This is a genomic window from uncultured Exiguobacterium sp., from assembly GCF_964277885.1.
Taxonomy (GTDB): Bacteria; Bacillota; Bacilli; order Exiguobacteriales; family Exiguobacteriaceae; genus Exiguobacterium_A.
The window spans coordinates 257,125-278,760 of the sequence record NZ_CAXYJR010000005.1; the positions used below are offsets into that span (position 1 = coordinate 257,125).

The 21,636-nt window shown below is 45.3% G+C and carries 21 protein-coding genes; 13 read left to right on the forward strand and 8 right to left on the reverse strand.

Going from position 1 to position 21,636, the window contains the following annotated elements:
- Nucleotides 1–136: 136 nt before the first annotated feature.
- From ACHWTJ_RS03035 to ACHWTJ_RS03045, 3 genes are all read left to right on the forward strand, one after another.
- On the forward strand, nucleotides 137–700 hold the full coding sequence (locus ACHWTJ_RS03035; RefSeq protein WP_294743999.1) for an RNA polymerase sigma factor: 564 nt from the start codon (nucleotides 137–139) through the stop codon (nucleotides 698–700).
- Nucleotides 681–1,418 (forward strand): anti-sigma factor, encoded by a 738-nt coding sequence (locus tag ACHWTJ_RS03040; RefSeq protein WP_294743997.1) that lies wholly within the window; start codon nucleotides 681–683, stop codon nucleotides 1,416–1,418. The genes ACHWTJ_RS03035 and ACHWTJ_RS03040 overlap by 20 nt, the downstream gene beginning before the upstream one ends.
- A gap of 185 nt (nucleotides 1,419–1,603) precedes the next feature.
- Nucleotides 1,604–3,646 carry an EAL domain-containing protein gene (locus tag ACHWTJ_RS03045; RefSeq protein ID WP_294744915.1) on the forward strand — a complete coding sequence of 681 codons (2,043 nt, stop codon included), beginning with the start codon at nucleotides 1,604–1,606 and terminating at the stop codon, nucleotides 3,644–3,646.
- A 230-nt stretch (nucleotides 3,647–3,876) separates the two neighbouring features.
- Here the strand turns inward: ACHWTJ_RS03045 and ACHWTJ_RS03050 are convergent, their stop codons facing one another.
- The 3 genes from ACHWTJ_RS03050 to ACHWTJ_RS03060 are packed head-to-tail and all read right to left on the reverse strand — an operon-like array spanning nucleotide 3,877 to nucleotide 5,912.
- Nucleotides 3,877–4,224, reverse strand: a complete 348-nt coding sequence (locus tag ACHWTJ_RS03050; protein WP_035410282.1) for an iron-sulfur cluster biosynthesis family protein — start codon at nucleotides 4,222–4,224, stop codon at nucleotides 3,877–3,879.
- Between the two features lie 51 nt (nucleotides 4,225–4,275).
- Nucleotides 4,276–5,007 (reverse strand): tryptophan-rich sensory protein, encoded by a 732-nt coding sequence (locus tag ACHWTJ_RS03055; protein ID WP_294743993.1) that lies wholly within the window; start codon nucleotides 5,005–5,007, stop codon nucleotides 4,276–4,278.
- Between the two features lie 59 nt (nucleotides 5,008–5,066).
- Nucleotides 5,067–5,912: a DegV family protein gene (locus ACHWTJ_RS03060; protein ID WP_294743992.1), complete on the reverse strand. Its 846-nt coding sequence runs from the start codon at nucleotides 5,910–5,912 to the stop codon at nucleotides 5,067–5,069.
- 169 nt (nucleotides 5,913–6,081) lie between these two features.
- Here ACHWTJ_RS03060 and ACHWTJ_RS03065 point away from each other — a divergent pair, with 169 nt between their 5' ends.
- The 6 genes from ACHWTJ_RS03065 to ACHWTJ_RS03090 all read left to right on the forward strand — a co-directional run bounded on the left by ACHWTJ_RS03065 (nucleotide 6,082) and on the right by ACHWTJ_RS03090 (nucleotide 11,105).
- Complete coding sequence (locus ACHWTJ_RS03065; protein WP_394679095.1) at nucleotides 6,082–6,645, forward strand: helix-turn-helix domain-containing protein; 564 nt, start codon at nucleotides 6,082–6,084, stop codon at nucleotides 6,643–6,645.
- Between the two features lie 13 nt (nucleotides 6,646–6,658).
- Complete coding sequence (locus ACHWTJ_RS03070) at nucleotides 6,659–7,753, forward strand: ABC transporter ATP-binding protein (RefSeq protein WP_294743987.1); 1,095 nt, start codon at nucleotides 6,659–6,661, stop codon at nucleotides 7,751–7,753.
- Nucleotides 7,753–8,559, forward strand: coding sequence for an ABC transporter permease (locus tag ACHWTJ_RS03075; protein WP_081780411.1), 807 nt, complete (start codon nucleotides 7,753–7,755; stop codon nucleotides 8,557–8,559). Before ACHWTJ_RS03070 ends, ACHWTJ_RS03075 begins: the two co-directional genes overlap by 1 nt.
- The gene (locus tag ACHWTJ_RS03080; protein ID WP_294743985.1) at nucleotides 8,559–9,359 is read left to right on the forward strand and encodes an ABC transporter permease; all 801 of its coding nucleotides are present in this window, start codon (nucleotides 8,559–8,561) and stop codon (nucleotides 9,357–9,359) included. Before ACHWTJ_RS03075 ends, ACHWTJ_RS03080 begins: the two co-directional genes overlap by 1 nt.
- Nucleotides 9,360–9,362: 3 nt before the next feature.
- Complete coding sequence (locus ACHWTJ_RS03085; RefSeq protein ID WP_294743983.1) at nucleotides 9,363–10,433, forward strand: PotD/PotF family extracellular solute-binding protein; 1,071 nt, start codon at nucleotides 9,363–9,365, stop codon at nucleotides 10,431–10,433.
- A 162-nt stretch (nucleotides 10,434–10,595) separates the two neighbouring features.
- Nucleotides 10,596–11,105 carry a hypothetical protein gene (locus ACHWTJ_RS03090; protein WP_294743981.1) on the forward strand — a complete coding sequence of 170 codons (510 nt, stop codon included), beginning with the start codon at nucleotides 10,596–10,598 and terminating at the stop codon, nucleotides 11,103–11,105.
- A 30-nt stretch (nucleotides 11,106–11,135) separates the two neighbouring features.
- On the opposite strand, the gene ACHWTJ_RS03095 is transcribed toward ACHWTJ_RS03090, so the two are convergent.
- On the reverse strand, nucleotides 11,136–11,744 hold the full coding sequence (locus ACHWTJ_RS03095) for a YktB family protein (RefSeq protein ID WP_294743979.1): 609 nt from the start codon (nucleotides 11,742–11,744) through the stop codon (nucleotides 11,136–11,138).
- Between the two features lie 133 nt (nucleotides 11,745–11,877).
- On the opposite strand from ACHWTJ_RS03095, the gene ACHWTJ_RS03100 reads away from it, so the two are divergent.
- Nucleotides 11,878–13,575, forward strand: coding sequence for a GGDEF domain-containing protein (locus ACHWTJ_RS03100; protein WP_294743977.1), 1,698 nt, complete (start codon nucleotides 11,878–11,880; stop codon nucleotides 13,573–13,575).
- Nucleotides 13,576–13,671: 96 nt separating this feature from the next.
- On the opposite strand, the gene ACHWTJ_RS03105 is transcribed toward ACHWTJ_RS03100, so the two are convergent.
- From ACHWTJ_RS03105 to ACHWTJ_RS03120, 4 genes are all read right to left on the reverse strand, one after another.
- Nucleotides 13,672–14,322, reverse strand: a complete 651-nt coding sequence (locus ACHWTJ_RS03105; RefSeq protein WP_023469344.1) for a homing endonuclease associated repeat-containing protein — start codon at nucleotides 14,320–14,322, stop codon at nucleotides 13,672–13,674.
- Between the two features lie 268 nt (nucleotides 14,323–14,590).
- On the reverse strand, nucleotides 14,591–16,240 hold the full coding sequence (locus ACHWTJ_RS03110; RefSeq protein WP_294744922.1) for a peptide ABC transporter substrate-binding protein: 1,650 nt from the start codon (nucleotides 16,238–16,240) through the stop codon (nucleotides 14,591–14,593).
- 329 nt (nucleotides 16,241–16,569) lie between these two features.
- Nucleotides 16,570–17,019, reverse strand: a complete 450-nt coding sequence (gene bcp, locus ACHWTJ_RS03115; RefSeq protein ID WP_294743972.1) for a thioredoxin-dependent thiol peroxidase — start codon at nucleotides 17,017–17,019, stop codon at nucleotides 16,570–16,572.
- 12 nt (nucleotides 17,020–17,031) lie between these two features.
- Nucleotides 17,032–17,871 carry a hypothetical protein gene (locus tag ACHWTJ_RS03120; protein ID WP_294744925.1) on the reverse strand — a complete coding sequence of 280 codons (840 nt, stop codon included), beginning with the start codon at nucleotides 17,869–17,871 and terminating at the stop codon, nucleotides 17,032–17,034.
- Nucleotides 17,872–17,993: 122 nt separating this feature from the next.
- Between ACHWTJ_RS03120 and ACHWTJ_RS03125 the strand changes: the two genes are divergently transcribed.
- From ACHWTJ_RS03125 to putP, 3 genes are all read left to right on the forward strand, one after another.
- Nucleotides 17,994–18,281, forward strand: a complete 288-nt coding sequence (locus ACHWTJ_RS03125; RefSeq protein WP_294743968.1) for a HesB/YadR/YfhF family protein — start codon at nucleotides 17,994–17,996, stop codon at nucleotides 18,279–18,281.
- 131 nt (nucleotides 18,282–18,412) lie between these two features.
- Complete coding sequence (gene pruA, locus ACHWTJ_RS03130) at nucleotides 18,413–19,957, forward strand: L-glutamate gamma-semialdehyde dehydrogenase (protein ID WP_294744931.1); 1,545 nt, start codon at nucleotides 18,413–18,415, stop codon at nucleotides 19,955–19,957.
- Between the two features lie 79 nt (nucleotides 19,958–20,036).
- Nucleotides 20,037–21,548 carry a sodium/proline symporter PutP gene (gene putP / locus ACHWTJ_RS03135; RefSeq protein WP_294744933.1) on the forward strand — a complete coding sequence of 504 codons (1,512 nt, stop codon included), beginning with the start codon at nucleotides 20,037–20,039 and terminating at the stop codon, nucleotides 21,546–21,548.
- Nucleotides 21,549–21,636: the final 88 nt, after the last annotated feature.

Here is a 21,636-nt window from a genome sequence, read left to right on the forward strand (position 1 = left end):
TAAGCTATACTTTTCATGGAATCAGGGAATATGGGTGTGGTGGGGAATTTACTTAGAAAATCGATGAAAATTAAAACGATTTGGTGTTAGCTCTCGTATACTATATGATGAAGCTGATATCAGGAGGAGGAAAAGGATGCATACTCAATCCGATGAATCGCTTTATCATCTGATGCGTGGCGGTGACGAACAAGCACTCGAGACTTTGTATGAGAAGTACGAGCGATTGTTATTTTCATTCGCTTTTCGCTTTACGAATAATGATCGTTTATCCGAAGAAGTTATTCAGGAAGTATGGATGAAAGTTTGGAATGGTCGTGTTGATTTTGATACACAAAAAGGAAAGTTTTCCTCTTGGATCTTAACGATCACACGTAACGCAGCGCTTGATTGCTTACGTCGTGAAAAAAGACAGCCGACGATTGAAGTTGAAGAGCGAGACGGGGGATATGACGAACCCGTCGAACGGACCGTCATGCAACGTGAAACCGCAGCAGAAGTGCGTAGCGCTGTGGGCGAGTTGAAGTCGGAACAACAAGATCTGATTGAGTTGGTTTATTTTCAAGGATTGACACAACAACAAATCGCAGAGCGGCTTGGCTTACCGCTTGGAACGGTCAAGACACGGATCAGAAGTGCGATTCAAGCATTAAGAAAACGATTAGATGGGAGGGAACGAGATGGAAGAACGTTGTCATGACTTGATCAATTACTTCAATGGAACACTCTCTTCAGCAGATCGCGACGCGTTCGAAGCGCATCTTGCGACGTGCGAAGACTGTCGTGAAGCGCTTTTAGAAATGGAAGAACTCATGCTTCCCATCGCTGAATCGCTTCCGGAGCGACCTGTTCCTACAGGAATGAAAGCACGCATTCTTGGAGAAGTATTAGGTTCTGTAGAGAAAGAGTCGCCTAAGATAGAACCGATAATTACTCCGGTAGACATTCAACAAGCACGTCAGCAACAAACAAAGAAAAAAAGTGTTCCGCTTGGCTGGTTGATGAGTATTGCCGCTGCACTGATTCTCTCACTTGGAGCCAATGCGTACTTCTTGTCGCAAGACGAAAGTACGGATACACCGGAGACGCTAGCAATGGATGAGATCAAAGGAATGGGCAATTTTGAAAGTAACGCGTCCATTAAAGGATCAAGCATGATTTTCACACAAAACGATAAATCGTATATGCTCGTTCAATTGAAGGATTTACCTCCATTGAAAAAAGGAGAGCTCTATCAGTTATGGACCATCAAGGGAGAGACACCGACTGCGAACGGCATCATTGAAAAAGACGGCGAAGCAGCAGCGGTTTTCCCACTTAAAGGAAATGGGGATGTCGATGCCGTAGCGATTACGGTCGAGCCAGAACCGGATCTAGCAAAACCGACGGGAGAAATCGTGGCATCAGTAGCACTCTAATTCAAAAAACGTACGGATTCGTCTATGGCGAATCCGTTTTTGTATGTGGAATTCATTGAAGAATCATGACTGAGAGATAGAAAATAATAAGAAAATCACATGAAATGTAAGTTTTGACTGAAAATATACTTCACAACCGTCGATACTAAGAAGAAAGTCAGTTCTATAAGGAGAGGCCACATACAATGAATGAATGGATTATCTTAACAAAGCATTATGAAGTGGGATTAGTTGTACTGTCGGTACTCGTAGCGATCATTGGTTCATATGGATCGCTTGAATTAAATCGACGGTTGGCAAAAGCGACTTCTTTAAAAAAACGAGCACTATTCCTATCTTCTTTGACGATGGGACTGTCGATTTGGGGAATGCACTTTGTCGGTATGGGTGCTTTCGCTTTATCCGTCACGGTTCATTATGACTGGATTTTAATGTTCTTATCTGTTATTCCAGCGATTTTAGCTGCCTTCATTGCTTTTTATCTGCTCTATTCCTCTGCAATCACGCGTAACAAGGTGATTTTAGCAGGTTCTTTGATGGGAATTGGAATTGCGATGATGCATTATCTTGGCATGATGGCAATGGACTTTGGCGGCTCGATTCGCTATGAAAAAGGGTTGTTCGCCTTATCCGTCCTAATTGCGATCACTGTGGCATATGTTGCCTTGTTACTCTTACATCGTTTACGACATGTTGATAAGAAAAGAATTCTTATTCCCATTGCGATTGTAATGGGCTTTGCTATCTCTTCCATGCATTACGTAGGTATGTTAGGAACATCTTTTTGTATCCCAAGTGATCAAGCAGGGCGGATCACGAGTAATCCGATCACATCCAATATCTTAAACGATGTAGCGATTCCGGTATTCTTGATTATTATCTTAATTGCGGGACTGTACATTCATCTGGAACGACGCGCATTACAGATGATGGCGTATACCGACCATTTGACCGGATTACATAACCGCAGATGGCTGGATCATCATATGATAAAAGTCGATACACATTACGGACGCTCTAAAGAGGAGATGGCGATGGCTTTGCTTGATCTGGACGGATACAAGTGGGTGAATGATACGTTTGGATTTGATAAGGGGGATGCAGTGATTCGTGAGTTCGCCGATCGAATGCGCGCCTCCTTAGAAGAAGATGAGGCATGTATTCGCTATAACGGAACGCAGTTCTTTCTCATCAAAAAAGTATCGTCTGAACGGTTAGCGACGACGTTGGAACAAATTCTAGAAGATGTGCGACAACCCATCCATTTAGACGATCAGCCGATCCATTTGACAGCGACGATTGGTGTCATCTTACCGGATATGAAAGAGACGCTTGAGATGCGGATCGGTCAAATGGAAAGTGCGCTTCGAATCGGTAAAAACGAAGGAAGGGACCGGTTCATCATTTACGATGATGCCCTACATTCCGATAAACGTGAACAATTGATCGTTGGATCGTTACGTCGCGCGATGACCGATTTCAAGGAATTCGCACTCGTCTACCAGCCGAAGATTGCGCTTGCGACGGGAAAGGTTGATCAAGCGGAAGTCTTGATTCGCTGGAATCATCCGAAGTTCGGTTTCATCTCACCGGCGGAGTTCATCCCGCTTGCTGAAAAATATAGTTTGATTCACCGATTGACAGAGTGGGTGTTGAAGGAGACTGTCGCACAGATGGAGATTTGGAAGAAGGAAGACTATTTCATTCGCCAAGTCTCAGTGAACTTATCCGCGATGCACTTCCGGTCGGAGTCGCATAATCTGATGATCAAAGAGATCGTCCATCACTCGTTGAAAAATGGAAGCGAACTGCAGCTCCAGCTCGAAATCACGGAAACATCCGTCATGGAGAATCTTGACCGGGCGATGACGATGCTCGGTGAATTGAAGCAACTCAGTCTGACGATCGCTCTCGATGACTTCGGAACCGGTTTATCGTCACTGACACACTTGAAGCATCTTCCGATTGATATCTTGAAGATTGATAAATCGTTCATCGACGAAGTGCCGCATGACGAACGCGGAACAGCAATAACGGAAATGATCATCCAGCTCGCCAAAAGTCTCGGGATCGAAGTCGTCGCGGAAGGTGTCGAGACGCTTGAACAGCATCTTTTCCTGAAACGTCTCGGTTGTGATTATGGACAAGGCTACTACTATAGTAGACCGATGCATGTGAAGGATTTGAATCAGCAAGCGATTGAAGAGACCGTTCTGAATGTCGGATAAGGCAATCCAAACACGACTTTCGCTCGTATACTAGATAAGCATGCGAGGATGATGCATGCGACGTCTGGGGGGACGCAAAGCGCTGGGATATTACCAGCTCGTGCACGACGCAGACAGACATCTAGTACATTCAATCATACTCAGACCATCTAGCTTTCAACGCAGCATCTGTCTGTTCGAACACAAACAAAGGCAACTTCCGTCGCGGAAGTTGCCTTTTTCATCTGTGTTTATGAACGAACCGTCAGGACACAGCCTGTCTGATCCGTCACGAGTACGTTCGTATTGAAGTATTGTCCATCACTTTTAAGAATCAACGCTTTTTTCTCCGCATTATAATCGAGCGTCATGTCTTGATCGAGAAAATGACTCGACCACCGTTTGACGAGGACAGGACCAACATTCGAGTCGATCGTCATGTCTTCCGGTGTCGCTTCATCGACGAGACGAATACTGAAAATACCGGAGTTTCCGCAACCACAACCTTCTGTATCGTAGTAGAGATGCAGTTGGCCGGATACTTCACCGCGTAATTGATTGATTCGTTCCTGAGCAGATGGTGTAAATGTGATGTTCATGGTCATTCACTCCTTTTCTCTAGTATACGCCGTTCAAATGAGAAAGGAACGTCACTTGCTCACGCTGACTCGACGGCGCATCCGGACGAGAAGGAAGATGTAACCGGCTAACAACAAGACGACGCTACCGAGAACGGTCGTATCGACGAGACCGTTATCCGACTCGAAATTGATTGCGATATACGCCCAGACGAAGACGAGCGGGTAAATCGGATCGCGGTTTGCGAACATAAAGAGAAGGGCGACGACGACGCCAACGACTAGCATGATCATCGTCCAACCGGCATCACCGATTCCAAGCCAAGATGTCACACCTTCTGCGTTGATCGTCAGGAAAATGTCAGCGATCGTTGCGACCGATACCCAGCCAAGATAAAGCGAGAAGGGGAGCTTGAAGCGTAAGCCTTTCGTCTCACGATCGATTTTAGAGTAGATGACGATTAAGGACAGCAAGAGACCAACGATGACGACGACAGAGACAACGAACAGTTCGAAGGTGAAGGATACGATCCAGCCGGCATTAAACAAACAGCTGATCAGGAACCACGGTCCGATTTTCTTCGCCAGTTCATGTTCCTTGAATTTTGGAATCGTTTGAAGAATCAACCAGATGAGTAAAATCGTATAAATCAATCCCCAAATCGAAAACGCATAACCAGCCGGTTTGAATAACGTAAAGATCGAGTCAGAAATCCGTCCTGTCTTTCCGCCATCGAGGGCGTTCACGGCAATCGTGAAGATGAAGCCGACCCAGTTGAGCCAAATCCATTTATTATTTTTCAAACAAAAAACCTCCTTTATTCTCTAAAGAAGGTTTACCCAAAAATCAATTCCATTAGTCATCACGGTCGGCGTGTCGGGTTCAAAAAGGACATGCCAATGGCGGGGTTTCCGGTATGTGAACCGAGAACCGGCGTCAAATCATCGATCCGTACTCGGACATCGAACTGGGCTTCGAGTCGTTGTTTCCACTCCAGTGCGAGTTCATACGCCGTCGCATGGAATAACGAGATGTCTGTCACTTGACCGCGCTCGAGAATCGAAACAAGGTGATCAAAAATCTTCGAATGGGCTTTCTTGAACGTTCGAACGGTTTGATATGGAACAATTCTTCCTTCCTCGAAGTGGAACAATGGACGAAGTTGCAACAGGTTGCCGACGAATGCCTTCGTCGAGGAAATCCGTCCGCCGGCCTGCAATTGATCGAGGTTTGCGACAGTGAATTCGATGTGGTGATCGAAACGACGCTCGAGAATGATCTGTTCGACAGATTCGATCGAGTGACCTGCTTCAACAAGTTCGATCGCTTCCGCCAGAAGTTGACCAGCTGGGTAGATACCGCATCGGGAATCAATCGCAATCAGACGAAAGCCAGCAATCTCTGCCCCTTGAACGGACGCACTGTACGTGCCGCTCAGCTCACTCGACAGATGGATAGCAAAACCGATGTCGTATTCTTCTTTTAGTCGTTCGTAGTGTTCGGTAAAACTACCAATCGAAGGTTGACTCGTCGTCACTTTATGTTTTGCATCGATCCAGCTATAAACGGTTTCCGCATTCACATCGACTCCATCGATATAACTTTCGCCATCCTTCATGACGAGTAAAGGGACAACCGAAAGATCGTCACGTTTTGCGATCGTATCCGGTAAAATCGTCGTACTATCAGTGATCCAAGCGATCCGCATTACAAGTTCCTCCTCAAATTAGTACCTGATAATAATTGTAGGTGTAAGCGCTCTCTCTGTCAAATGAACATTAAAAAATATCGAACGTTTTAGTTGATTAAATAACGAAATACGCTATAATCGGTACGTGATTAGTAAACTTTTAGTCATCTTATACTAAACTAAGCCGATGAGAGGAGGACGTCGATTGTACTCAATCGGACAAAAAATCAAGAACCTCCGTCTTCAAAAGGGATTGACGCAAGAGGAACTAGGGGAAAGAACAGACCTGAGTAAAGGGTATATCTCGCAACTCGAACGGGAGATTAGTTCTCCATCGATCGAGACACTGTTTCATCTTCTTGAAGTTCTTGGCATCTCACCGAAGGATTTTTTTGATGAGGATACACTCAATCAAAAAGTCGTTTACGGAGAAGAAGATGTCACGACATATGCTGACGAAGAACAGGGGTATCATGTCACATGGCTCATCCCGGAATCGAACGAAAAAGAGATGGAACCGGTCCTGCTGACGCTAGCGCCAGGGGGATCCTTCAAGACGTATGAACCGTCGGGAGCGGAGACATTCGTCTATGTGCTTACGGGGAACGTCACGTTGACGCTCGGACGTCAGTCTTTTTTAGCGAAGCAAGGGGAGACACTTTACTATAAGGCTTCAGAAATTCATCAATTACGCAATGAGTCAACGCAAGAGACGAAGGTTCTCGTGACCGCGACCGACTCATACTTATAAAGGAGGAACTAGATTGGCAGATACTACGATCATTCAATTCAAGGACGTCACGAAACGTTATGACGATCAGACAGTTCTTGATCAAGTCAGCTTTGAAATCGAACGCGGAAAGTTCTATACGTTACTCGGACCATCGGGTTGCGGGAAAACGACGATCTTACGACTGATTGCTGGCTTTTCGGAAGCAACAGAGGGAGACATCATCTTCGACGGGAAACGGATCAATGATGTACCGGCGAACAAACGTCAAGTCAATACGGTTTTCCAAGACTACGCACTGTTCCCACACTTAAACGTCTTCGAAAATATCGCCTTCGGTCTGCGGATCAAGAAGGTGAAGGAAGCGGAAATCGCGCAACGTGTGACGGATGCGTTGAAGTTCGTCAACTTATCGGGTTATGAGAAACGGGAAATCACCGAGATGTCAGGTGGACAACGGCAACGTGTCGCGATTGCCCGGGCAATCGTTAATGAACCAGAAGTCATCTTGCTCGATGAGCCGCTCTCAGCACTCGATTTGAAATTACGGACAGAGATGCAATATGAGCTTCGCGACTTACAACGTCGTCTTGGAATCACGTTTATCTTCGTTACACACGACCAAGAAGAGGCACTCGCGATGTCTGATGAAATCTTCGTTCTCAATCACGGTGTCATTCAACAATCGGGAACGCCGACAGATATCTACGATGAACCGATCAACCGCTTCGTCGCGGATTTCATCGGCGAGTCGAACATCATTCCAGGACGCATGATCGAAGACTACCGGGTTTGGTTCGCAGAAAAAGAATTCGAATGTGTCGACCGCGGTCTTGAGCTGAACGAACCGGTCGAAATCGTCATTCGTCCGGAGGATCTTGAAATCACGAACGTGGCACAAGGGAAACTGCAAGTTACAGTTGACTCACAATTGTTCCGTGGCGTGCACTACGAAATCGCTTGTATGGATGAAGTCGGTAACGAATGGCTTGTCCACAGTACGAAAAAAGCGACGGTTGGTGAACAAATCGGACTGACATTTGATCCGGAAGCGATCCACGTCATGCGATTGAACGAGACGGAAGAAGAATTTGATAAACGTCTGGAATCCTACGACGGGGTGCTATGATGCAGAAATCACGTAACTGGTATCTCATCCCGTATCTATTCTGGATTGCCTTATTCGTCATCGCACCGATCGTGCTCGTCGTCTATTATTCGTTCCTTGATCTTGATGGCAATTTTTCTTTTGAGAACTACCGAAACTTCTTCACATCGACGTATTTGACGATGACACTTAGTTCGTTCTGGTATGCCTTTTTGATCACCTTGTTTTCACTCTTGATCGGTTATCCGACGGCTTACTTGCTGACGAAGACGAAACATAAACAACTTTGGCTGCTGCTCGTCATCTTGCCAACGTGGATCAACTTATTGTTAAAGACGTACGCCTTCATCGGATTGTTCAGTACGTATGGTCTCGCAAACCAAACACTTGAAGCGATTGGAATCGGACGGAAGCAGATTCTCTTTACCGATTTCAGTTTCGTCTTCGTCTCGGTCTACATTTTCATTCCGTTCATGATTCTACCGATCTTTAACGCGATTGAAAAACTGAGTCCATCGCTCGTCTTCGCCGCACGTGACCTCGGGGCATCGAACTTCACGACATTTCGTCGTGTCGTCTTCCCGTTGACCCTCGACGGTGTGAAATCAGGATGTCAGCTTGTTTTCATTCCGGCATTGTCACTGTTCATGATCACGCGTCTGATTGCCGGAAACCGCGTCATTACGCTCGGTACGGCGATTGAACAGCAATTCCTCGTGACACAGAACTGGGGTATGGGAGCAACGATTGCTGTCTTTCTCATCATCGCGATGGCGATCATTCTTGCCTTGACGAGCACGAAACGGAAGAAAGGAGCGACGACTTGATGAAACGTCTGAAACTAGCAAATCTATATTTAATCGGTGTCTTCATCATTTTGTATGCTCCGATTTTCTATCTCGCGTTCTATTCGTTCAACAGCGCTGACAACATGACGAACTTCGATTCGTTCACGTGGGATTGGTACAAGGAAGTCTTCCAAGATTCACGCTTGTTGATCATCGTCTTGAACACACTCGTCATCGCTTTGTTGTCAGCCGCGATCTCGACGATTCTCGGAGTATTCGGAGCGATCGGGATTCAGGCGGTTCGCAAGAAGCGTGTCGAAACATCCTTGTTGACGCTCAACAGTATCTTAATCGTCAGTCCGGATGTCATCATTGGAGCATCGTTCTTGATCTTCTTCACGTTACTCGGTATCCAACTCGGCTTTACGTCGGTCTTACTGTCACACATCGCGTTCTCAGTACCAATCGTTGTCATTCTTGTCTTGCCTAAATTGCAGGAGATGAGTCCGACGCTCGTCGATGCGGCACGGGACTTAGGCGCGAGTCGCTGGGATGTCTTGACGAAGGTCATCCTGCCGTACATCACACCGGGAATCTTTGCCGGATTCTTTACGGCATTGACGTATTCCCTTGATGATTTTGCAGTGACGTTCTTCGTGACAGGAAACGGTTTTACGACATTATCCGTAGAGATTTATTCACTTGCTCGTCAAGGGATTTCAATGAAAATCAATGCGCTGTCGACCGTCATCTTCTTGTTTACGTTCTTACTCGTCATTGGCTACTACTTCTTGAACCAACGTGCTGGTACGAAGCTTTCGCGACCGGAGGTGAAATGACCGTTGAAAAAATTGATTCAATTATTCGCCGCGATTTTCCTGATCTCGGGTGTCATCTTATTCACCTTGAATCAGTTGAATGAGACACAAGGATATTCGGGGAAAAATGTCCTGAACATCTATAATTGGGGCGATTATATCGATCCGACATTGATTAAACAGTTTGAAAAAGAGAGCGGCATCAAGGTCGTCTATCAGACATTCGACTCGAACGAAGCGATGCTGACGAAAATCGAACAGGGGGGAACGACGTATGATATCGCTGTTCCTTCTGACTATGCGATTGCGAAGATGATTGATGAGAAACTCGTCTTGCCGATCGATCATCAAAAAATCCCGAATCTCAAGAATATCGATTCACGTTTCCTAGATCTATCCTTTGATCCGAAAAACAAGTACTCGATTCCGTATTTTTGGGGGACGGTCGGTATCGTCTACAACAAAGAATTAATTGATAAAAAACCGACGAGCTGGAAGGATCTTTGGGATCCGAAGCTGAAGAATCAGATTCTACTCGCTGACGGTGCGCGTGAAGTCATGGGGATGAGTTTGAACAGTCTTGGCTATTCGTTGAATGAGACGGATGAGTCGAAGCTGCAGGAAGCAAAAGCGAACCTGATGCGTTTGACGCCAAACGTCAAAGCGATCGTCGGGGACGAAATTAAGTTATTACTTGCGAACGAAGAAGCGGGACTTGGAGTCGTCTGGTCTGGGGATGCAAACGAGATCATGAGTGAAAACGACAAACTCGATTACGTCATTCCAAAAGAGGGATCGAACGTCTGGTTCGATAACGTCGTCATTCCGAAGACAGCTAAAAATGTCGAAGGGGCACATCAGTTCATCAACTTCATGTTGCGCCCGGATATTTCAGCGAAAAATGCGGACTACGTCGGTTATTCGACACCGAACAAAGAAGGCTTGAAATTACTCGATAAATCGGTCCGAACGGATGAACGATTCTATCCTGATAAACAAGTTACCGATACGCTTGAGGTCTACGAAAACCTTGGGAAGAAAATGCTCGCACATTACAATGAGTTGTTCCTCGAGTTTAAGATGCATAAGAAATGAGGTAGAATCTAGTGTCATGCGACACTAGATTCTTTTTTTATTCATATATCCGTAGATAAAAATAAATTCCCATAAAAAAACTATAAAAACTGAATAATTTTTTGAAATAGGGGAATCAGTTTATTATCACCGCGTATCATTTGCGCGAAGGAGGACTTCATCATGAAACAAATCTTTGGAATCATCTTAACTGCCGCACTCACTGTCAGCATCGTGTCAGGTACTTCATATAATCAATCGGTCGAAGCGACGAAACAAACCGATATCAAGTGGCTTCAAGAAATTCAAACACAATCGAAACAAGCCCGCTCACTTGATCAGAAAGTCGCACTTGAAAAAACAACACTTGCGCAAGTACATAAGGCGTATAAGGGGGAGAAGAATTCGAATTGGTGTCAGAGTGGAAATGGTCTTATGTCTGCGGATCGTGCCCTTCATTACTGTTCCACTTATGGTGTGAAGGATACGAAGGCGAAGGTCAGTGCCATCGTCTATGATCCAAAACAGGTCAAACGGACGATTACAGTCAAGGAAGTCAAACAAGCCTATCCGACAGCAAAACTCGATAAAACATTCAATGTCATGACTGTTTCCTCAAAACAGGTCAACATTTATCTAAATTTAAACTCTGACCGTACACAAGTCATGTCAATTCTAGTAAAATATAACTAATGAAAAGGATGACCGATTCGGCCATCCTTTTTATTTAATCGTTTTATAGAGTGGTACGAGATGCGAATAGGTATTTCGAATCACATCTAATAACTCCTCGCGTGTCAATTCGCTCACTTGTTTTGCTGAAATGTGACGACCGACGAGGAATTCTGCTTTTTTGACATCATGGAAGCGTTCTAACCCTGAATGGATGTCGGTCTCGTGTACGGGAACAGCATCTTTTTTCATATGATCATATGAAATGACGAAGTCTTCAGGGAGTGTGGTTAGTAAATCCGTATGCTTTAGTAATCGTGAGGCATATTGTTGTTTGTTCGGCAACTCGTAGATATAGGCGAGCCAAATGAACAAATGGTCATCAAACAGTCCGACTTGGAAGTGAGGATGTTTTTTATAGCCACGTTTATCTGGTGAGAAAGCCATCCATGTATCCTGTGGCGGATTTACTTTGCGTCTAGCATGTTGTGCGATATGGACATGCATGTCTTCTTCAATCGCGACGGTCAAGTCCGGCGTAATTTCTTGTCCGATATCGCGAAAAATCGGTTGGATCCGCTCGCGAATAGCGTGCATTCGTGAATCGAGACCATCAATGTGAAACGTATCAAAAGCATGTTGAGTAAACGTATTTGTCATGAAAGATCACCTCTTTAATGAGTGTATCAAATGAAACGATTCAAGTTCGACATTTTGCTCAAAAAATTGAATAATAGAATTAACAATTTATTACAATTTTAAAAAATAGATTAAACAGGAAGGGGAAGTTCGAGTGCGTCGTTTTCAACAATATCTCCTTCGAAGCTGGGTCGTATTTTTCTTAATCGTGATTGGCATCGATCTTTTTGCGAAGTCTAAGGATTATAACCTCAGCGTCGACTTGTTCACGTTTTTATTGATTGCCGCTTTATCTACTATTTTTGTAGTCGATCCGGTTCGCCGACGACATATGAGCTTCACGTTTCATTTTGGTTTTGTATTGTTCACATTTTTAACGTATGGTATGCTCTCAGCTATTTGTGTAGGTCAGGTCACTATGTTGATCTATCAATTACGTACGATCCATACCCCGGTCGGAAGACGACGGATGCTACATAATTATCCGTTCAATGTCGCGCTGGAACTTTTCTTGATTGTACCAGCTGGCCTTGCTTATAATGCATTAGGCGGAACACATGGTGATGCCTTTCAACTGACGGATAACATTCTTCCATTAATCGTGATGGTCTTCATTCTATGGATCGTCTTGCTTCTGCAATATCAACTCTCCCGATTTCTTTTGGGCGAGAATATCCCAAGTGATGTCATGTTCCAACTGTTACGATTTGAGGCAGTCGTCATCACAGCGGAATTACTCTATGGTATTTTCAGTACGCTTGTCGTGCAAGGAAACGGGAATAGCGGGCTTGTAATGGCAGCGTTTGCACTTTTCATCATCAAGCGTTCTCTCGGTAGTTCGGTCCAGGCATCGGATCGAATCGAGCATTGGGAACAAATTGAACGTTTAAAAGAAGCGGCGTGGAAAGACGGTGACGCGCAATTTATCATCGAGCGGTACCTGCGGCAGCTCAATCAATTCGTCAAACCGGATATTGCATGGATTAAATTCGATTTCGAAGACACCAAACAAAGTGTCTACTATTCCCTAAAAGATGGACGTAAATTAAAGGCGGACCATGTGGAAGGGAAGGTCATAGAGGAAATCATTGAAAAAGAAGAAGTTTTACTCTACGGTATGCAACAGGAATGGGATATTCGATTGTACGACTGTTTACCAGAAGAAATCCAATCTGTCTTGTTCATACAACCGGAAGCAACGGAAACGATCAACTGCTCACTCTTACTTGCCTCTGAAGCCAGTGGAGAGTTTACGAAAGACTTTGGTTACGAATTGTATCGCGCGTTGCGTGTCCTGTCATGGGCTGTAGAACGCGCACATGAACGAGAGCGACTGTTGATTGATAGCCGGACGGATGCGATGACGAAATTACCAAATTATCGGGCGTTACAAGAGTGGGGGGATCGTCGGATTAAACAACGTGATCTGTATCCCTTCTCTGCATTGATGATCGATCTCGATCACTTTAAGCAAATCAATGATACGTACGGTCATGAAATCGGCGATGTCGTCTTATTCGAAGTAGCTAAATTATTGATGCAAGCGACACGAATCACGGATCTCGTAGCTCGGTATGGGGGGGAAGAATTCGTTATCTTGCTTCCGAATACGGATCTAGAGTCTGCTCGAATCGTAGCAGAACGAATTCGCGAGACGTTGCATGCTAATCCGATAGTAGTCGAGGGTCATACTCTCGAGATTACAGCGAGCATAGGGGTAGATACGTTGAAGGAACTGGGCGATCTAGCCAGTTTAATCCGAAATGCGGACCGTGCGATGTATGTCGGTGCGAAGTTCCAAGGGCGCGATCGTGTCGCAGCGTATCATGAGTGGAAAGAAAAGGTCATTTGAATCACATCTCAAAAGATGGCGGAAACGTCATCTTTTTTTTTGTGAAAAAAACCCTTTCCGTCTCGAAGAGCGGAAAGGGCTAAAGGATGGATGAGTTCATTGAGCTTGTTGCTTGTTGAGACGGATTTCATTTTCAATCGCATGAATCGCAGCCGACCAAGAGCCATATCGGTGTAATAGGGCTTTCGTCGAGGGTTTATTGTTTCGTTTCGCCCATTCTCGATAGGCTTCAAATGAAAGAGAAAATCCGACTTCTTCGATGGCTTGACGAAGCGATGCAGCGAGCTCTGCTTTAGAGTAGGTCACGCTGGCTTCAAGACCTGCTGCCGTACAGGCATCATGCCATGATCCGAACATCTTGACGATATGATAATGACTCGGTGCGTGGTGAACGGATTTTCGCCACATTTGATACTTTTTCAAGGTGATCGTCGATCCGACATCCTGAGCATAGCGATGGAATGATTTTAAGATCTCGTCTTTTGTATACTTCGGCGCCCGCTCGAGTTCTTCGGGTTGTTGATCCACATTCCATTCGTATCCGGCTGCGGACAGCGCTTCAGGCCAAGACCCGAATTGACGAACGATATTCTCTGGCTGTGGCCAGTCATTTACGAGCGCATAACGACGGTAGACTGTACGCCTTGGACGATCCTGGATGAGTTCACCGACTGCGCGAATGGCTTCAATCATCTCGAGTTGTTCTTCCGTATAACTCTTTTGATTTGTAAGTACGCGTTGCTTCATGAGTGAGTCCTCCTTCCTAGTGAAGTAGAGTATTGAGGCAAAAGTCCTCTGTGGTAAATATATCGGTTCATTTCCATTAATTATGAATAATTTTAATGAATTATTGTAAATATAGTGAATCGGATTCTTTGATAGTATAAAACGAAGATATAAAAATGAAAACAGAATGACACGAAATTTTAATGCTATTCAGAAAAATAGGACAAAGGACGCAGGTGGAAAAAAAGACCAGACACGCTCGTCAGCGAATCTGGTCTTCGGGTATGCCTTATTTTCCTTCGATGTAAGCCCATTTGTACGAAGTATCGGCACCAACTTTATGGTTGACGATACCTTTAACGTACGGTTTGCTGAGACGAGAAACACCTTTTTGATACATAACTGAAATTGCTTGATCATCTTCAAGGAGTACTTTTTCAGCATCCTTGAGGGACTGCCAACGTTTTGCTGCATCTACTTCTTTTTGAGCCGATTTGATAAGTGAATCATACTTATCGCTTGAGTATTTTCCTCGGTTGTAAGGTCCACCCGTTACCCACATGTCGAGGAACGTCATCGGATCCTGGTAGTCAGGTCCCCATCCTGCGAAGGATAATTCGAACTCACCTTTTGATTCGAGTTCAAGTTTATTCTTGAACGGTTGTTGTTTGATTGTGACTTCAAGACCTGGAAGGTTTTTCTCCCACTCGCCCTTAAGGTACTCAGAGATTTTCTTCGAGTTGTCATCATCATACGAGAGAAGTTCGAGTTTGACTGATTTCTTACCGATTTCTTTAAGACCTTTTTCGAATGATGCTTTTGCAGAAGAAGCATCGAATGAACCGAAACCTTCGTTACCATCACGGAAGTCTTTACCGTCCGGACCTTTTGCGAAGTCTTTTGGTACGTAGTAGTACGCAGGAATCGAACCGTTGTTCAAGAGAACATCAGTCATCTGCTTCTTATCATATCCTGAGTCAATTGCTTTACGGATATCCTTATTTTTCAAGAGTTCATTCTTGAAGTTCATTTGGATATAGAACATGTTTGCATCAAGACGCGTATCGAAGTCTTCGCTGTCTTTGTACTGATCAACGAACTCACTTGTCAGACCGACTAAATCGATATCACCTTTTTCGTAGAGATTGACGCTTGTTGAGACTTCTTTTACGACCTTATAGTTGATTTCTTCTAACTTGACATTATCTTTATCCCAATACTGGTCGTTCTTCTTGTAGCTCCAGCCGACTTCCGTCTTCCAATCCGAGAGAACGAATGGTCCGTTGTAAAGGAATGTATCAGGCTTCGTCGCGAAGTTTTTCCCTTGTTTTTCGACGAATTCTTGCTTGAGCGGCATGAATGAACCGAAACCAGTCAATGTTTTGAAGTATTCAGCTGGTTGTGTCAGCTTGACTTCAAGTGTTTTGTCGTCGACCGCTTTAACAGCGACATCATCTGCTTTTCCTTTACCTGTGTTATACGCTTCTGCGCCATCGATGATATACATGATGTATGCATACTGTGAACCGCTTTTCGGATCAAGGACACGTTTCCATGCATATTCGAAGTCTTTTGCTGTAACGTCGCTACCATCCGACCATTTTGAATCACGAAGTTTGAACGTGTATGTAAGTCCATCTTCTGAAACATCAACGCTTTCTGCAACACCTGGTGTCGCTTCCTGTTTATCATCAAGACGGAATAGACCTTCTTGAACGTTGTTCAGTACTGTGAATGATACGGAGTCCGTCGCGACCGTCGGACTAAGTGCTGGAATGTCCGAGCCGCTGACGAGGTTCAGAATTTGTTTGTCCGTAGACTTGCTTCCTGATGTCGAGCCGCCTTCTTTTTTACCTTCATCTGTCGTTGAACATGCCGCAAGACTTGATCCAGCGATTGTCAGTGCTCCGACGAGTGCAAGTGCCTTTTTCTTCTTCATAAAGTAAATCCCTCCCAAAAGAAATAGATATATATGGTGAAACGATAAGAACCGATAGGATAGCGATCCGGTGTCCGACTAAAAATAAGAGGGGTCATCGCCTTTTATTCTTAAGCTGTGGAAAGCACCGGATCAACTTGTTATCAATAATAAATACAATATTCAGAAAAATCAATAGAATATTTTCAGATTATTTCAAAATTATTAAATTTATGTGTGATACCAACGTTTTTTGCGAGAAATTATTTTTATTTAAGGATAAAATTAGGAGTTTTTAGAATTTTTAAATACAAAAAGAACCAGTTGCATCTAACAACTGGTTCTTGAACTCATTTTTGCTCTTGTACGTACTGAAGTGCTTCTGCGACGTGATCTTTTACTTTCACACTACGCCATTCCTTGACGATTTCACCGGATTCATCGATTAAGAAAGTTGAACGGACGATTCCATAATATTCCTTACCGTAGTTCTTTTTCAGTTGCCAGACATCGTATTGCTCACAGACTTCGTGATCGACATCTGATAACAATTGAAACGGTAATTCGTATTTTGCGATAAAGTTTTGATGCCGTTTCTGACTATCAGCAGAAACACCGAGAATGACGGTGTTGTTTTCTTCGAACGCTTGCGTTGCATCACGGAAATCACATGCCTCGGTCGTACAACCAGGTGTTGAGTCCTTCGGATAGAAATAGAGTACGACTTTTTTTCCACGATAATCCTCGAGGGAAATCGGTTCTCCTTGTGCGTTCGGAAGGGTGAATGTAGGTGCTTGCATGAAAATTCCTCCTTATCCTAATTCCATGTTTAATTGATCCGCATATTTCTCAAGCTTCTTTTGAAGACTTTCTTTTAAAGGATCGAGGGCAATCAAGTATTTCTCATAATCCGTCCCGGCTTTCGCTGTCTTCATGAGGAGTGGCTGTTCTTCTTCATACCAATCCGCATAGTCTTGATAGTAATCGACGAGCGTCTCAGGATTTCCTTCGTTCTTAAGCGCCTCACCGTAAATCATCAAAATGTTACTGTTCATCTCAAGCGCCATATAATCGGTTTGCGCATTGACACGAGAAAAGACGGCATCCTGCTCTTTTTCATCGGTTTTTCCGATCTCATCAGCCGCCTTCGCATTGACCCCATACTCATCAGCGTTAAATCCAGTGAATATGTCGCCTAGAGTCGAGAAGACGGACGGATCGAATGTCGTCGGTGTCAGAACGATTTTCCACTCGTCGTCTTTCTTCAATAACAGCTTCGATCCGCGGTTCGGGAGAATCGATCCTTTCGCATCCTTAAATTCATGGATGATATAAGCGACGTCGCCCTTTTGGAACGACTTGACGACCTTGCCAGGAACGACGTTCAAGTTCTTTGCACCGACGGCGAGGGGCTCAAGTTGTTTTGCGTCACCTGTATATTCAATCGATGCAAGGTCTTTTGCATCTGCTCTTCCGGATTGACCGAGCGTTTTTTCGTATGTTTGATAGACGTCAAGAACGGCTTGTTCAGCCTTCTGTTGTTTCGTTTCCGTCGTCTTCGGGGATTTGGTATCTGTAGAAGACGGGGAATCGTTTCCGCAACCGACGAGTACGAGACTGGTCGCAAGCAGCACTACGAGCGATCGTTTCATTCGAATTCCTCCTAAGATGAGTGTTCCGTGATGATTTCATAGCTAATCTTGTCTCTACCATACAGGAAATTCGCTTTTTTGAGTAGGATATCGGTACACTAAACGAAAGGGGAGTGAAAGATATGAAAATTCATATTACAGATGATGCATTGCAATACTTCAAAGATGAGATGGAAGCAAAATCGGGCGATACGATTCGCTTCTTCGCAAAATATGGTGGCTCAACGGATTTAACACAAGGTTTCTCGGTCGGCGTTCATATGGAAGAAGTCGAACGGGCAGCGGTCGAAGAGGTCGTTGACGGCATCCACTTCGTTGTCTCTGATCAAGATGACTGGTTGTTCCAAGGACAAGACGTTAAAGTCTCGATCGAACACGAAGAGATCGTCTTTTCACAAGCGAAGGAATAAATAGAGAAGTGAGGAGAGACCAAATCGGTCGCTCCTCTATTTTTTTGACTAGAATAATTGTAAGCGGACTCATGCTTCTGTACAATGGAGAATGTAAGCGATTTAAAGTAGAGATTAAAGGGGGAATAGAGATGATTCCGTACAAACACGAACCATTCACGGACTTCTCACAAGAAGTAAACAAGAAAGCGTTCGAAGAGGCACTTGCACTCGTCACGCAAGAACTCGGCAAAGATTATCCGCTCGTCATCGGTGGGAAACATGTGACGACGGAAGATAAAATCGTCTCCGTCAATCCGGCTAACAAAGAAGAGATCGTCGGACGTGTCTCGAAAGCGACACAGGAACATGCAGAAGAAGCGATGCAAGCAGCAGTCACAGCTTTCGAAACATGGAAATTCGTCAATCCGTCTGTACGTGCGGACGTCCTATTCAAAGCAGCGAACATTATCCGTAAGCGGAAGCATGAGTTCTCTGCCTACCTCGTCAAAGAAGCAGGGAAGCCTTGGAATGAAGCCGATGCCGACACAGCAGAAGCGATCGACTTCCTCGAGTACTACGCACGTCAGATGCTCGTCTTAAAAGACGGCAAAAAAGTCGAGAGTCGTCCAGGCGAATACAACCGTTACGATTACATTCCACTCGGTGTTGGTGTCATCATCTCACCATGGAACTTCCCACTCGCGATCATGGCTGGAACAGCTGTCGCAGCAATCGTGGCAGGGAATCCGATCCTCTTGAAACCTGCATCGACGACACCGGTCGTCGCAGCGAAATTCGTCGAAGTGATGGAGCAGGCTGGTCTTCCGGGAGGCGTCTTGAACTTCGTACCCGGTTCAGGGGCAGAAGTCGGTGACTACCTCGTCGACCATCCGAAAACACGTTTCATCAGCTTCACGGGATCACGTGATGTCGGTCTTCGCATCAACGAGCGGGCATCGAAACTAAACGAAGGTCAAATCTGGCTCAAACGCGTCATCGCGGAAATGGGCGGAAAAGATACGATGGTCATCGATGAGTCGGCTGACCTCGATTACGCAGCGGACATGATCACGAAAGCGGCATTCGGATTCTCGGGTCAAAAATGTTCAGCTTGTTCACGTGTCGTCGCACTCGACTCTGTCTATGACGAGTTGCTCGAAAAAGTCGTCGCGAACACGAATAAACTGAGCATCGGTAACCCGACAGATGTCTCAAACAATGTCGGACCGGTCATCGACGCAGCAGCGTTCAAGAAAATTACGTCGTACTTCGACGTCGCAAAAGAAGAAGGACGCATCGTCGCAGGTGGTACGGCGGATGATTCAACAGGATTCTTCGTCTCACCGACAGTCGTCGCGGACGTTCAACCAACGGATCGTTTGATGCAAGAAGAAATCTTTGGACCAGTCGTTGCCTTCACGAAAGCGAAGGATTTCAAAGAAGCAATCGACATCGCAAACAACACGGAATACGGATTGACAGGTGCTGTCATCACGCAAGACCGGACGAACCAAGAGTACGCGCGTGCGAACTTCCACGTCGGTAACCTCTACTTCAACCGTGGGTGCACAGGCGCAATCGTTGGCTACCAACCATTCGGTGGATTCAACATGTCTGGAACGGATTCGAAAGCGGGCGGACCAGATTACTTGACTTTACATCTTCAAGCAAAAACAACTTCAGAAATGTTCTGAAATGGTGTTTAATAGATGAAACGGGTGTGCGACCTGCATGCCCGTTTTTCTTATATCACGAAAAAAAGGGGGAGCAAGGATGAACGGAATGTGGTTCGCGATTTTGCTGTATCTCGGACTGATGGTCGCACTAGGCGTCATTGCGTATTATCGGACGAAGAACATGAATGACTACATGCTTGGGGGACGTACGATCGGTCCCGTCGTCACAGCGCTCTCTGCTGGAGCAAGTGACATGAGTGGCTGGCTGTTGATGGGATTACCGGGTGCGATGTATGCAACTGGTCTGTCCAGTGGATGGATCGTCGTTGGTTTATTGCTTGGCGCTTATGCCAACTGGTTACTCGTCGCGCCGCGTCTGCGTGCGTATACGGCACATGCAGGGGATGCGATCACGATTCCCGATTACTTTGAAAAACGATTCCACGATAAAAGTGGCGTTTTGCGTACTGTTTCAGCTGGAGTTATCTTAATATTCTTTATAATGTACGCATCAAGTGGTTTTGTCGCTGGTGGTCGTTTGTTTGAAGCGGTCTTCGGACTGGATTATACGACAGGTCTTTGGATTTTAGCAGGCGTCGTCATCGCGTATGTCTTCCTCGGTGGTTTCCTTGCCGTCAGTTGGACGGACGTCGTCCAAGGGATGATCATGGTCATCGCGTTGCTGATCGTACCAGCTGTCGCGCTGACTTTAAGTGGCGGGATCAACGATACACTTGAGACGATTCGGTCGACGGACGGCTCGAAACTGGAACTCTTCAAAGGGACGACGACGATTGGTATCGTCTCGCTCCTCGCTTGGGGACTCGGATATTTCGGTCAACCGCATATCATCGTTCGTTTCATGGCGATCCGTAACTTACACGAGATGAAGTCGGCGCGTCGCGTCGGGATGATCTGGATGACGTTCTCGATTGTTGGTGCGATGGTGACAGGTTTGATCGGATATGCCTATTACACGCAACAAAGTGCTGGACTAAAAAATCCAGAGAATGTATTCATTCAATTATCACGTGATCTCTTCCCTGGATTCATTACGGGACTGTTGCTGGCAGCGTTACTCGCTGCGATCATGTCGACGATCTCGACGCAGTTACTCGTCTCTTCGAGTGCGGCAACGAATGATTTCTATCACCGTTTCTTCAAGCGTGACGCCTCAGACCGCGAACTGATGGTCATGGGTCGCGTCATGGTTCTCGTCGTTGCGCTTCTCGCGATTTTCTTATCGTTCGGTGCGCAGAAGTCGATCTTGACGCTCGTCGGATACGCGTGGGCTGGTTTTGGTTCGGCGTTCGGTCCAGTCGTGCTGTTTAGCTTACTCTGGCGCCGAATGAACAAAACGGGAGCACTCGCATCAATGATTACGGGATCCGTCGTCGTCATCGCTTGGATCCTTATCAATCAGAACGTTGCCGGATTGCCATCATACATTTCGGAAATGTATGAGATGATTCCAGCTTTTATCGCTTCGACGATTGCGCTCGTCATCGGTAGTCTCGTGACGAAGGAACCGAGTCAAGCGATCTACGATGAATTCGATCAAGTACAAGCACAACTAAAAGGTGCAGAGCCTGAGCGGAAGATCGTCTAACTAACCAAAAGGAGTGTTTCCTGATTACAGGAGACACTCCTTTTTTGTTTACTTCATACGTTATTATTTACCATAAACATATTTGTTG